Source organism: Bradyrhizobium sp. in8p8 (assembly GCF_000426845.1).
Classification (GTDB): domain Bacteria; phylum Pseudomonadota; class Alphaproteobacteria; order Rhizobiales; family Xanthobacteraceae; genus Bradyrhizobium; species Bradyrhizobium japonicum_C.
Map to the genome: position 1 here is coordinate 106,535 of NZ_AUGD01000005.1, position 13,392 is coordinate 119,926.

Consider the following 13,392-nt stretch of genomic DNA (forward strand, 5'->3'; position numbering starts at 1 on the left):
GTTTGTTGCCTCAGCGTCCTACGCCGCCCAGTTTCAGCTGCCGCACGATGCCGTCCACGATCGCTTCGACGGTCTCGTCGATCGAAACGGTGATGACGTGCTCGCTCGCCTCGGGCGGCTCCAGCGTGTCGAACTGGCTCGTCAGCAGCCCTGGCGGCATGAAGTGGCCCTTGCGGTGCGCCAGGCGCTCTGCGATCAGCTCCTTGGTGCCCTTCAGGAAGACGAAGCGCACGTCGTCGCGCCCGCGCAGCAGCACGTCGCGATAGGCGTGCTTCAGCGCCGAGCAGGCGATGATGACGTGCTCGCCCCGTCTGCAGACAAGCGCGATCTCGTCGGCGATGGCATTGAGCCAGGGCCAGCGGTCCTCGTCCGTGAGCGGATGGCCCGCCCGCATCTTCTCGACGTTGCTGGCGGGATGGAAGCTGTCGCCGTCCTCGAAACGCCAGCCGAGACGTTGGCCGAGCGCCTCCGCGATCGTGCTCTTGCCCGAGCCCGACACGCCCATCACGATCAATGCACAGGGTGCTTCAGCGCGGCCCACGAATTTCCTCCGGAAGCGCGGCCCTGTCCACCATCCAGACGGTCTCGCCATTCGAGCGCGCGCGCAAGGCGGGCAGGTTCTCGCCGTTGAAGAGGCGCGTCAAGATCGGTCGCTTGTCGGGCCCGGCAATCTCGAACAGCATCTCGCGGCACGAGGCCAAAGTGGGCAGGGTGAGCGAGACGCGCGGCACGAACGGCGCGACATTGGCCTTGGGCACGCCGACGGCCCAGCGCTCGGTCTCTTCGATTTCGGGAAAGCCCGGGAAAAGCGAGGCGGTGTGGCCGTCCGGTCCAGCACCCATCAGAACGAGATCGAACAGCGGGCGCGCCCCATCGAGCCGGTCCGAGCCGTAGAAGGCCTGTAGCTCGCGTGCATAGGCTTCGGCGCCGGCCTCGGGATTCTCGCCCGTGGTTGGAATCGGATGGATATGTTCGGGCGGCGCGTTGCCGTCGAGAAACGCCGCGCGCGCGATTGCCATGTTGTTGAGGGGATCGCTTTCGGGCACGAAGCGCTCGTCGCCGATGAACCAGTGTGCACGCTGCCACGGAATCCTGCCGCGCCAGCCGTCGCTGCCGAGCAATTCGTAGAGCCTCTTCGGGCTGGAGCCCCCGGTGAGACAGATCGCGATACGCCCGGGATTGGCCGCGATCCGCGCCAGCAGCCGTTCGGCCGCGGCGCGGGCCAAGGCTTCGGCGCCGGTTTCGACGATCAGCTTCGGCTGGTCGGCCGCGATCACGAGTATTTCCGCCAGCTTCGGCCGTCGCGCCGGAGCAACTCGTCCGCGCATTTCGGGCCGTCGCTGCCGGCCTCATAAGTCTCGATGCCGTTGGTGCCTGCATTCTTCCAGGCGTCGAGGAACGGCTGCACGGCTTGCCAGCCGGCCTCGACGCCGTCGGCGCGTTGGAACAGGATATTGTCGCCGATCATGCAGTCGTAGATCAGCGTCTCGTACCCGGTTGAGGGATCGGCGCGGAAATAGTCGCCGTAGCGGAATTTCATCTCGACGCCGTCGATGGTGACGCTCGGCCCGGGGATCTTGGCGTTGAATTGAAGCTCGATGGTCTCGGTGGGCGCAATGCCGATGGTGAGGAAGTTCTGCGACAGGCGGTCGACCGCCGTCCCCGAGAACATCGAGAGCGGCGCCTGCTTGAACTTGATCGCGACCTCGGTGCGCTTGTGCGCCAGCGCCTTGCCGGTGCGCAGGTAGAACGGCACGCCGGCCCAGCGCCAGTTGTCGATCATCAGTTTCAGGGCGACGTAGGTTTCGGTGGTGCTGTCCGGTCTGATGTCCGCGGTTTTGCGATAGTCCGGAATCTCCTCGTCGCCGACACGGCCGGCCAGATACTGTGCGCGTACCGAGTTCCTCAGTGCTTCCTCTTCACTGGGCCGCTGGATCGCGGTGAGAATGTCGGACTTCTCGGAGCGCACGGAATGCGCGTCGAATCGCGTCGGCGGCTCCATCGCCACCAGCGACATCAGCTGGAACAGATGGTTCGGCACCATGTCGCGCAACGCGCCGGTTGCATCATAGAAGCCGCCGCGATGGCCGACGCCCAGCTTCTCCTCGACCGTGATCTGGACATGGTCGATGTGGTTGCGATTCCAGATCGGCTCGAACATGCCGTTGGCAAAGCGCAGCACCAGGATGTTCTGCACCGTCTCCTTGCCGAGATAGTGGTCGATCCGGTAGATCTGGTGCTCCTCCATGATCTTCAGGAGTTCGGCGTTCAGTGCGCGCGCCGAGGCGAGGTCGGTGCCGAACGGCTTTTCGATCACGAGCCTTCGCCAGGCGCCGTTCTCCTTCATCAGGCCGGTGCGGCCGAGCTCCCGCGCCGTCGGTGCGAACGCGGCGGGCGGGGTGGCCAGGTAGAACAGGCGATTGCCGCCGGTGCCTTCCGAACATTCCAGCGTGTCGAGATGCCTGCTCAGGCGGTCGAACGAGGATGGGTCCTTGGCGTCGGCCTCCACGAAGGTGACGCACTGCAGCAGCTGTTTGGCGACGTCATCGTCCACGGGACGCGTTGCGAATTCGCGCAGGCCCTTCATCAGGCTCTGGCGCAGCTCGTCGTCCGACTGGCTCTTCCGGGCGGCGCCGACGACGCAGAACTTTTCCGGCAACAGGTTCTCTGCGGCGAGATTATAGAGTGACGGCATCACCAGCCGGTGGGTGAGGTCGCCGGTCACGCCAAAGATGACGAAGGCGCAATTGTCGGGCTTGCGCTTGGGCTGCGGGTCTTTTGTCACGAACTGTCGGCCTTCGCTTGGTTGTCGTTTACTTTGGCTTCGCCGCGCCCGGCTGCTTCGGCTCCTTGTGGCCGCCGAACCCTGCACGCATCGCGGAGAGAATTTTTTCAGCGAAGGTGTGTTCCTTCCGGGAACGAAAACGTGCGTAGAGCGCCGCGGTCAGGACTTCGGCCGGCACCGCCTCGTCGATCGCGGCATTCACGGTCCAGCGACCCTCGCCGGAATCCTCGACGAACCCGGAATACTCCGACAGCTGCGGGCTGTCGGCGAGCGCAGTCGAGGTGAGGTCGAGCAGCCAGGACGGGATCACGCTTCCGCGCCGCCACACCTCGGCGATGTCGGCGAGATCGAAATCGTAGCGGTGGTCTGGCGGCAGAGCTTCGATGTTCGCGTTCTTGAGAATGTCGAAGCCTTCGGCATAGGCCTGCATCAGGCCGTACTCGATGCCGTTGTGGATCATCTTGACGAAGTGACCGGCCCCGACGGGCCCGGCATGGATGTAGCCTTGTTCGATACGGGGATCGCGCCCCTCGCGCCCCGGCGTGCGCGGAATGTCGCCCGCGCCCGGAGCGAGTGCGGCGAAGATCGGATCGAGCCGGTCGACCACCTGCTTCTCGCCGCCGATCATCATGCAATAGCCACGGTCGAGGCCCCAGACGCCGCCGGAGGTGCCGACGTCGACATAGTGGATGCCGCGGGCCTTCAATGCCTTGCCGCGACGGACGTCGTCCTGCCAGAAGGTGTTGCCGCCGTCGATGATGACGTCGTCCGCCTGCATCACGCCCGCGATCGTCTCGATCGTGGTTTCGGTGATGTGCCCTGCAGGCAGCATCACCCAGGCGGCGCGCGGCCGCTCCATCTTCGAGACGAACTCTTCGAGCGTTGCCGAGCCGACCGCGCCGTCAGCGGCAAGGCCTGCGACGGCATTGGCGTCCTTGTCGTAGACCACGGTCGAGTGGCCGTGGCGCATCAGGCGGCGAACGATGTTGCCGCCCATTCGGCCGAGGCCGATCATGCCGAGTTGCATCTGCTATATCCCTTAATTCAGCGCGTCGTTGAGCGCCGCATTGAGCGTCGCGAGACCTTTCTTGAGCCCGCCCTTCAGGTGTACGCGCAGCGCGCGCCGGCCCCGCTCCGTGAGGACGTCGAAATCGCCGCGCGCCTGTGCCGCCTTGATGATTCCGAAGCTCGCCTTCTGGCCCGGCACCGGTAGGTCCTGGGCATCGTCCGCCGTGATCTGGAGAAAGACGCCGCTGTCGGGGCCCCCCTTGTAGGCCTGCCCTGTGGAGTGCAGAAAGCGCGGCCCGAACTCGGCACAGGTCGCAACGTGACGCTTCTCGCGCACCTCGAGGCGCATGGCCTGGAGCGCCTCGACCGTCGCCTTGTCGCGCGCGATGTAGCCGAGCAGGGCGACATAGTCGCCGTCGCCCGAACGCGACAGATGCGCCCTCAGCCAGGAGGTGAGATCGCCGTCGGCGCCGGCGGCCCGCAGCGCCGTGGCGTTGGCCTCGTCCGTGTAGAGATCTGCCTCCCTGGTGCTGATCACCGGCTGCTCTTCCGGCAGCGCCCCGGTCTTCTCGAAGGCGGTGGTGAGCTCGCGCGTCTTGATCTTGGCCGCCTCCACGTCCGGCTGGTCGAACGGGTTGATGCCGAGGATCGAGCCGGCGACCGCCGTCGCCATCTCGAAGCGGAAGAACTCCTGGCCGAGATGCTCGATCGACTTCATGACGATGCGCACCACGGGATGACCGGCCGCCTCGATCGCGGCAAGCTTGGAATCGTGGGCGGCGTCCGCTTCGCCTTCGACGCGGATGTCGATGAAGAAGCGGTCGTTGCCGTAAACCGAGGGATCGCCCAGCGGCTCGCCATCGATCGGGATCAGGCCCTTGCCCTCCTTGCCGGTCGATTCCGCGATGAGCTGCTCGGCCCAGGCGCCGAAATCGGCCATCTTCTTCGAGGCCAGGATCGTCACCTTGTCGCGGCCGTCGAGCCCGGCCAACCCCATGGCAAGGCCAAGCTGCACGCCCGGGTTCTCGCTCGGCGGAACATCCGGCCCGCAGGAGCGGACCATCGCCAGCGCGTGCTTGACGAAGGTCTTCACGTCGATGCCGGCGGTCGCTGCCGGCACCAGGCCGAACGGCGAAAGCACGGAGTAGCGCCCGCCGATCGATGGCTCGCCATGGAAGATGCGGGCGTAGTGCAGCTGCTTCGCCGCCTTCTCAAGCGACGAGCCGGGATCGGTCACCGCGATGAAGCGATGGCCGGTCTTCACCTTCGGCCCGACCGCCTGCGCGACGCGCTCGTGGAAATAGTCCTTCATCGCATTCGGCTCGGTGGTGCCGCCGGACTTGCTGGAGACGATGAACACGGTGTTGGCGATGTCGATCTTCGCCTCCATCGCGCGCACCTGCGCCGGGTCGGTGGAGTCAAGCACATGCAGCTTCGGGAAGCCCGGCTTCTTGCCGAAGGTCTCGGCCAGCACCTCGGGCCCGAGACTCGATCCGCCCATGCCGAGCACCACGGCATCGGAGAACTTCTGCCCCTTCACGCGGCCGGCATAGTCCTCGTAATCGGCAATGTCGGCCTTGGCCGGGCTGTCGAGCCAGCCCAGCCATTTGTCCTCGTCTGCGCCGGTCCAGACCGACTTGTCACGCTGCCACAGCCGGCGGATCTTGGCTGACGCCCGCCATTTCTCGGTGCTCTCAGCCAAGGCTTTGCCGAGGCCGTCCCCGAGCGAGAGCTCCTGGCGATCGAGCGCCGGCCCGAGCACGACGGCGCGCTTGTGGGCGACCGCCCCGTAGAGCTTGTCGGCGGCATCCGCAAACAGCTTGACGCCGTCCTTGACCAACTCTTCGGTGATCGTATCGAGCGAGATGCCCGAGCGCTCCAGCTCCTCGAGCACGCGCCTTGCGTCCTCGACATTCTCTTCCAGGCTGTCGCGCGGCTTGCCATGGTCGCGGAACGCATCCAGCGTTGCCGGCGGCACGGTGTTGATGGTGTCGGGGCCGATCAGCTCCTCGACATAGAGCACATCGCTGTAGTCCTTGTTCTTGGTGCCGGTGGAGGCCCAAAGCATGCGCTGCGGCCTGGCGCCTTTGGCGGCAAGCTTCTCCCAGCGAGGACCCGAGAACAGGCGCTTGTAGTCCTGGTAGGCCAGCTTGGCGTTGGCGATCGCGATCTTGCCCTTCAGCGCGGCGAGCCGTTCCTTCTCGGATGGATCGTTGGCGCGGGCGATCTTCTCGTCGAGCTGCTTGTCGACGACCGAATCGATGCGGCTGACGAAGAAGCTTGCCACGCTGGCGACATGCGAAGGATCGCCGCCGCCGGCAACGTATTTCTCGAGTCCGGCAATGTAGGCCTCAGCCACCTGGAGATAGACCGCCTTCGAGAACAACAGTGTAATGTTGATGCTGATGCCTTCGCCGATCAGCTGCTCGATCGCCGGCAGGCCCTCCGGCGTCGCCGGGACCTTCACCATCAGGTTCTTGCGATTGACGTCTTTCCAGAGCCGCCGTGCTTCGGTGACCGTGCCGGCGGTGTCCATGGCAAGATAGGGCGAGACTTCCAGGCTGACATAACCATCGCCGCCCTTGAGACGGTCGTAGACCGGACGGAGCACGTCGGCGGCATTCTGGATGTCCTCGACCGCGACGGCCTCGAACAGGTCGGCAACCGTCCGGTCGCCGTGCTTCAGCGCCTTGCCGATCGGCGCGTCATACTCGTCGGAGCTGCCGATCGCCTTCTCGAAGATCGACGGATTGGAGGTGACGCCTTTGACGCCGTCGGTCTCGATCAGCCGCTTCAGGTCGCCCTTGGCGATGAAGCCGCGGGCAAGGAAGTCCAGCCAGACGGCTTGGCCGTGCTTTTCCAGTTCTTTGACGGGATTCATGATGCTTCTTTATCTCCAAGCCTGCGGCGAGGGGTTTCCGCGCCGGTCCTGACGCGCTATCCTCTAACTTACATGCTCCCGGGAGGGAACCAATCAAGGGTGTGGGAGTCATACCCTCCAGTGTAACTCCGTCGCGATCATGGCGATCCAGGCGGCAGTGGCTGTGTTGCGTAAGGGTCGTTGTCCGCGAGGACGCGGCCGAAGTCCCTTGCGTAGCGCCGGCCGCCTCGCCTCGTCAGCCAGCGGTTGCGTGGAGTGCCAGCGACGGATTTTGGATTCGCCGTCGCAGAATGGCTCGGTCGCGAATGGCCGTGCTGGGGGAGAGCATGCAGGCCCACAAGGAAGGTTTGGCGTTCGCCGTCGCCAACAGCCCGCAAGCGGCTGGGTCGGCGGCCGGCATCGACGCCTCCCGCGACCTCGAAATCCCGCGTTGCGTGATGCAGTTGCGGCTGCTGGTCGCGGCAGGGTTCGCGATGACACTGCTCAGTGCAAGCCTTGCCTTCGACTGGTGGGATGGCTTCGGCGACTATGACAAGAGCGTCGGCTATGCCGGCGTCGTGCTGTTCGGCCTCGTGACGGCGTGCCTGATCTGGATGCTTCCCGCCGAACGAGGGGCTGTGGTGGTCGTCACTCCCTACGGCATCCGCGATCTTCGCATTGGCAATGAATTTCTGCTGTGGGAGTCGATCGAGGAGATTTCGGCCGAAGAGTGCCGCGGCCACAAGGCGATCGCGCTGACGCCCACGCCGGCGTTGCGGCACCAGCTGCGCGCCATCCCAACCCTGGCCAGCTATGCGCAGAACGGCCGCATTGTCATCCGCTCGGAGGGCCTGGCGACCGATTTTGAGACATTGCTGCGCGCTTGCCGCGACTGCCACGCTTCCAGCAGCGCGCGCACTGCATTGCAGCAGGATGATGAACGCGGCGGGCAAGGCTTCGCCGTACAAGTGTCATAACATCGCCGCTCCGGCATCGCTATGCTGCATTGCCGGATGAAGACATTCCCCGGTAAGGCCCGGATGTTGCGACCAAGTGACATTTTCTGGAAATGAGCCAATATAGACATAGATTCGCACAAATTACAGGCATGTGCCTGTTCGTAACTCATGGAGTGCCTACGTTGTGCGTTGCGTCGTGTTGGCGCCCGGGTGTCCAATGATCGTCATGTGCTCACGCTGATTCGAAACGGCCTGAGGAACGGTCCGGTAACTGCTTTCGTTTCAGCTTGTAGCGGAACTCACGCGGAGAGGGATCATGTACAACGATTCTCTATTCAACGCTTTCGCTCGGTCGTTCGAGGCGAGAAGCCAGCACGACATGTCGATGGCGGAATATCTGGAATCGTGTCGAAGCGATCCCATGAAATACGCGAACGCGGCCGAACGACTGCTAGCGGCGATCGGTGAGCCTCAGACGATTGACACGGCCAAGGACCCACGCCTTGGCCGTATTTTTTTGAACCGCACGATCCGCACCTATCCGGCCTTCGCCGGCTTCTACGGCATGGAAGAAACCATCGAGCGCATCGTCGGTTTCTTCCGCCACGCCGCGCAAGGCCTGGAGGAGCGCAAGCAGATTCTTTATCTGCTCGGCCCGGTCGGCGGCGGCAAATCCTCGCTCGCCGAGCGGCTGAAGTCGCTGATGGAAGTGCATCCGATCTACGTGCTCAAGGCCGGCGACGAACTCTCGCCCGTGTTCGAGAGCCCGCTCAGCCTGTTCGATCCCGATCAGCTCGGCCCGATGCTGGAGGAGAAGTACGGCATTCCGCGCCGCCGTCTCACCGGCTTGATGAGCCCGTGGTGCTACAAGCGGCTCGAGGCCTTCGGCGGCGACATCTCCCAGTTCCGCGTTGCAAAGATCCAGCCGTCGCGGCTGCGTCAGGTCGCAATCGCCAAGACCGAGCCCGGTGACGAGAACAACCAGGACATCTCGTCGCTGGTGGGCAAGGTCGACATCCGCAAGCTCGAGACTTACGCCCAGAACGATCCCGACGCCTACAGCTATTCCGGCGGCCTCAACCGCGCCAACCAGGGCGTGCTCGAGTTCGTCGAAATGTTCAAGGCGCCGATCAAGATGCTGCATCCGCTGCTGACGGCGACGCAGGAAGGCAACTACATCGGCACCGAGAACATCGGCGCGATTCCCTTTACCGGCGTGATCCTGGCGCACTCCAACGAAGCGGAGTGGGCGAGCTTCAAGGCCAACAAGAACAACGAAGCTTTCATCGACCGCATCTGCGTCATCAAGGTGCCTTACTGCCTCAGGGTCACCGAGGAGCAGAAGATCTACGAGAAGCTGATTCAGGGCTCCGAGCTCGCGGCGGCCCCGTGCGCGCCGTCGACGCTGGAGACGCTGGCGCGGTTCTCGGTGATGTCGCGCCTGCGCAAGCACGAGAACTCCACCCTGTTCGCCAAGATGCGGGTCTACGACGGCGAGAGCCTGAAGGAATCCGATCCGAAGGCGCGCAGCGTCCAGGAATATCGGGACGCCGCCGGCGTCGACGAGGGCATGGACGGCGTTTCGACCCGCTTTGCCTTCAAGATCCTGGCTGCGACCTTCAACCACGATCCGCAGGAGGTCGCGGCCGACGCCGTGCACCTGATGTACGCGCTGGAGCAGGCGATCCGCCGCGAGCAGCTGCCGGAGGAGACCGAGAAACGCTATCTCGAATTCATCAAGGCCGAGCTGGCGCCGCGCTATGCCGAGTTCATCGGCAACGAGATCCAGAAGGCCTATCTGGAATCCTACTCGGACTACGGCCAGAACCTGTTCGATCGCTACGTCGACTATGCCGACGCCTGGATCGAGGACCAGGACTTCAAGGATCCCGACACCGGCCAGCTGCTCGATCGCGAGCTTTTGAACCAGGAGCTGACCAAAATCGAGAAGCCGGCGGGCATTGCCAACCCCAAGGACTTCCGCAACGAGGTCGTCAAATTCTCGTTACGGTCGCGGGCCCAGAACGGCGGCAAGAATCCGACCTGGACCTCCTACGAGAAGATTCGCGATGTGATCGAAAAGCGGATATTCTCCCAGGTGGAGGACCTGCTTCCGGTCATCTCCTTCGGGTCGAAGAAGGACGGCGAGACGGAGAAGAAGCATGGCGAGTTCGTCGCACGCATGGTGGAGCGCGGCTACACCGAGCGCCAGGTTCGCCGGCTCGTCGAATGGTACATGCGCGTGAAGCAGGCCGGCTGAGACGGATGGGAGGCGAATGGTAAAGTGCCCATTCACATCATTGACAGGCGCCTGAATCCGGGCGGCAAGAGTCTTGAGAACCGCCAGCGGTTCTTGCGTCGGGCCAAGTCCCTGGTGCAGGGCGCCGTCAAGAAGACCTCGCAGGAACGCGACATCAAGGATGTCCTGGAGGGTGGTGAGGTCACGATCCCGCTCGACGGCATGCATGAGCCGCGCTTTCGCCGTGAGGGCGGAACGCGGGACATGGTCCTGCCCGGCAACAAGAAGTTCATCGAAGGCGACTATCTCCAGCGTTCGGGACAGGGCAGCGCCAAGAGTTCCGGCCCAGGCGAGGGCGACAGCGAGGACGCCTTTCGTTTCGTGCTGAGTCGTGACGAGTTCGTCGATCTCTTCCTCGACGATCTCGAGCTGCCCGATCTCGCCAAGCGCAAGATCGCGCAGACCGAGAGCGAGGGCATCCAGCGTGCCGGCTACACGACCTCAGGCTCGCCCGCCAACATCTCGGTGAGCCGGACGGTGAAGCTAGCGCTTGCCCGCCGCATCGCGCTCAAGCGTCCCCGCAAGGAGGAGATCGAGGAGCTGGAAGCCGCGATCGCCGCTTGCGAGGACGAGGACGAGCGCACCGAGCTGGTGGCTCAGCTCGAAAGACTCAAGGCGAAGTCCAGGCGCATTCCCTTCATCGATCCGCTCGACATCCGCTACCGTCGTTTCGAGACGGTGCCGAGGCCCGTCGCACAGGCCGTGATGTTCTGTCTGATGGACGTGTCCGGCTCGATGTCCGAGCACATGAAGGACCTGGCGAAACGCTTCTACATGCTGCTCTACGTGTTCCTGAAGCGGCGCTACAAGCATGTCGAGATCGTCTTCATCCGCCATACCGACCGCGCGGAGGAGGTGGACGAGCAGACCTTCTTCTACGGTCCGGCCTCGGGCGGCACGCTGGTCTCCAGCGCGCTGCAGGCGATGCACGAGATCGTGCGCGAGCGCTTCAATCCGTCGGACTGGAATATCTACGCCGCGCAGGCTTCGGACGGCGACAATTCCTATTCCGACGGCGAGCTCACCGGCATGCTGCTGACCGACAAGATCCTGCCGGTCTGCCAGTTCTTCGCCTATCTCGAGGTCGGAGAATCCGGCGGCAGCGCCTTCGATCTCTCCGATTCCTCGCTGTGGTCGCTTTACGAGCGCCTGCGCAACAGCGGCGCACCGCTCTCGATGCGCAAGGTCTCCGAACGCAGCGAGATCTTTCCGGTGTTCCACGATCTGTTCCAGCGCCGCGAAACTGCTCAGGAGAAAGCCGCTCCATGACGGAACATTTGTTCGAAGGCGCCGATTGGGACTTCCACACCTTGCAGCGCATCACGGATGCCTGCGAGGAGGTGGCGTTGAAGGATCTCGGGCTCGACGTCTATCCGAACCAGATCGAGGTCATCACGGCCGAGCAGATGCTGGACGCATACTCGTCGGTCGGCATGCCCTTGTTCTACAAGCACTGGTCGTTCGGCAAGCATTTCGCGTTTCACGAGGCGTCCTACCGCAAGGGCCTGATGGGGCTCGCCTATGAGATCGTGATCAATTCCTCGCCCTGCATCTCCTACCTCATGGAGGAGAACACGGCGACGATGCAGACGCTGGTGATCGCGCATGCCGCCTTCGGCCACAATCATTTCTTCAAGAACAATTATCTGTTCAAGCAGTGGACGGACGCCGACGGCATCCTGGATTATCTCGACTTCGCCAAGAACTACGTCATGCAGTGCGAGGAGCGCTACGGCCGCATCGAGGTCGAGCGCACGCTCGATGCCGCGCATGCGCTGATGTCGCACGGCATCGACCGTTATCCCGGCAAGAAGAAGCTCGATCTGCGGGCCGAGGAGAAGCGGGCAGGGCGCCGCCGCCAGCACGAGGAGGAGGTCTTCAACGATCTCTGGCGCACGGTGCCCAAGGGCGCGGCCAAGAGCCGGTCCACCCTGAGCATCGAACGCCGCCGCAAGCTGCTCGGCCTGCCGCAGGAGAATCTGCTCTATTTCCTGGAGAAGAGCGCGCCGCGGCTGGCGCCCTGGCAGCGCGAGCTGCTCCGCATCGTCCGCCACATCGCGCAATATTTCTACCCGCAGAGCCAGACCAAGGTGATGAACGAGGGGACGGCGACTTACGTCCACTATCGCATCATGACCAAGCTGCACGAGCAGGGCCGCATCACCGACGGCAACTTCCTCGAATTCCTGGGATCGCACACCAACGTGGTGTTCCAGCCCGAATTCGACGATCCTCGCTTCTCCGGCTTCAACCCCTACGCACTGGGCTTTGCCGTGATGCAGGACATCGAGCGCATCGTCACCAATCCCGAGGACGAGGACCGCGAGTGGTTCCCCGACATCGCCGGCACGAACGACGTCATGGGCGTGCTGCGCGACGTCTGGGCCAATTACCGCGACGAGAGCTTCATCGGGCAGTTCCTGAGCCCGAAGCTGATGCGGCATTTCCGCATGTTCCATCTGCATGACGATCCCGAGGAGCGCGCCGGAATCCGCGTCGATGCCATCCACGACGAGCGCGGTTTCCGCCGGGTGCGGCGCGAACTGGCGCGGCAGCACGATGTCGGCTACATCGATGCCAATATCGAGGTGGTCGACGTCGATCTCTCCGGCGACCGCCGGCTGATCCTGCATCACCACGTCATCAAGGGCGCGCAGCTCAACGAAACGGACGCCAAGCGGGTGCTCCAGCATCTCGCCGATCTCTGGACCTACGACGTCGCGCTGATCGAGGTCGATGCCAACGACAAGGTCCTGCGCGAATACGTCGTCAGCCCGCGCCCGATCCCGGCCGCGGTGGCTTGAGGCCGCTGACCTTGAACAATGGGGTGAGATGCACGTCCGCGCGCCCTCTCCCCTTGCGGGAGGGGGCAGCGATGTCGGTTAGCACAAGCTCGCTCGGGTGAGGGGTACGTCTCCGCGCATTCTCGTGTCGAGAGAGACCTCTCATCCGGCGCTTCGCACCACCTTCTCCCGCAAGGGGAGTCCCACAGGGGAGAAGCAAGGAGTGTGCGGCCGCTTGGCGGCTGTTCTAGACAGCTCGCTTCTTCCCCGGCTTCTTCTTCGATCCATTCAAGTCCACCGCCGCGCGGATCAGCGCCTTCAGCGCCTCCTCGTTGATCTTCCCGCCCTCGCGAATGTCGATCGCGCGCCGCACATTGCCGTCGAGGCTGGCATTGAACAGATCAGCCGGATCCTCCAGCGCCGCGCCCCTGGCAAAGGTCAGCTTCACCACGTCCTTGTAAGTCTCGCCGGTGCAGATGATGCCGTCGTGCTCCCAGACGGGAACGCCGCGCCATTTCCACTCCTCGATGACGTCGGGATCAGCCTGCTTGATCAGGCCGCGGACCCGCCCCAGCATCTCGCCGCGCCAGTCGCCGAGCTCCTTGATCCTGCCGTCGATCAGCTTGGAGGGGGAGGCCTGCTTCGTGTCCTTCGTGCGTGCCTTCTTCAACGTCACAGCCGTTTTCATTCTCGCCTCG

Annotated in this window: 10 protein-coding genes; 4 read left to right on the forward strand and 6 right to left on the reverse strand. The window is 63.9% G+C overall.

Annotated features, from left to right (window positions below):
* Positions 1–10 precede the first annotated feature (10 nt).
* The 5 genes from K408_RS0115205 to K408_RS0115225 are packed head-to-tail and all read right to left on the reverse strand — an operon-like array spanning position 11 to position 6,674.
* Positions 11–541 (reverse strand): gluconokinase, encoded by a 531-nt coding sequence (locus K408_RS0115205; RefSeq protein WP_024339408.1) that lies wholly within the window; start codon positions 539–541, stop codon positions 11–13.
* Positions 528–1,277, reverse strand: a complete 750-nt coding sequence (pgl, locus tag K408_RS0115210) for a 6-phosphogluconolactonase (protein WP_024339409.1) — start codon at positions 1,275–1,277, stop codon at positions 528–530. The genes K408_RS0115205 and pgl overlap by 14 nt, the downstream gene beginning before the upstream one ends.
* Positions 1,274–2,785, reverse strand: a complete 1,512-nt coding sequence (gene zwf / locus K408_RS0115215) for a glucose-6-phosphate dehydrogenase (protein ID WP_024339410.1) — start codon at positions 2,783–2,785, stop codon at positions 1,274–1,276. The genes pgl and zwf overlap by 4 nt, the downstream gene beginning before the upstream one ends.
* 28 nt (positions 2,786–2,813) lie before the next feature.
* Positions 2,814–3,812 (reverse strand): phosphogluconate dehydrogenase (NAD(+)-dependent, decarboxylating), encoded by a 999-nt coding sequence (gnd, locus tag K408_RS0115220; RefSeq protein WP_024339411.1) that lies wholly within the window; start codon positions 3,810–3,812, stop codon positions 2,814–2,816.
* A 12-nt stretch (positions 3,813–3,824) separates the two neighbouring features.
* A complete protein-coding gene (locus tag K408_RS0115225) occupies positions 3,825–6,674 on the reverse strand; it encodes a bifunctional transaldolase/phosoglucose isomerase (RefSeq protein ID WP_024339412.1) in 2,850 nt (949 codons plus the stop codon).
* Between the two features lie 305 nt (positions 6,675–6,979).
* Between K408_RS0115225 and K408_RS0115230 the strand changes: the two genes are divergently transcribed.
* From K408_RS0115230 to K408_RS0115245, 4 genes are all read left to right on the forward strand, one after another.
* Positions 6,980–7,630, forward strand: coding sequence for an STM3941 family protein (locus K408_RS0115230; RefSeq protein WP_024339413.1), 651 nt, complete (start codon positions 6,980–6,982; stop codon positions 7,628–7,630).
* A 298-nt stretch (positions 7,631–7,928) separates the two neighbouring features.
* On the forward strand, positions 7,929–9,872 hold the full coding sequence (locus K408_RS0115235) for a PrkA family serine protein kinase (protein ID WP_024339414.1): 1,944 nt from the start codon (positions 7,929–7,931) through the stop codon (positions 9,870–9,872).
* 30 nt (positions 9,873–9,902) lie between these two features.
* Complete coding sequence (locus K408_RS0115240; protein ID WP_024339415.1) at positions 9,903–11,180, forward strand: YeaH/YhbH family protein; 1,278 nt, start codon at positions 9,903–9,905, stop codon at positions 11,178–11,180.
* Positions 11,177–12,715 carry a SpoVR family protein gene (locus tag K408_RS0115245; RefSeq protein ID WP_024339416.1) on the forward strand — a complete coding sequence of 513 codons (1,539 nt, stop codon included), beginning with the start codon at positions 11,177–11,179 and terminating at the stop codon, positions 12,713–12,715. The genes K408_RS0115240 and K408_RS0115245 overlap by 4 nt, the downstream gene beginning before the upstream one ends.
* 226 nt (positions 12,716–12,941) lie before the next feature.
* On the opposite strand, the gene K408_RS0115250 is transcribed toward K408_RS0115245, so the two are convergent.
* A complete protein-coding gene (locus K408_RS0115250) occupies positions 12,942–13,382 on the reverse strand; it encodes a DUF1801 domain-containing protein (protein ID WP_024339417.1) in 441 nt (146 codons plus the stop codon).
* Between the last annotated feature and the right edge of the window lie 10 nt (positions 13,383–13,392).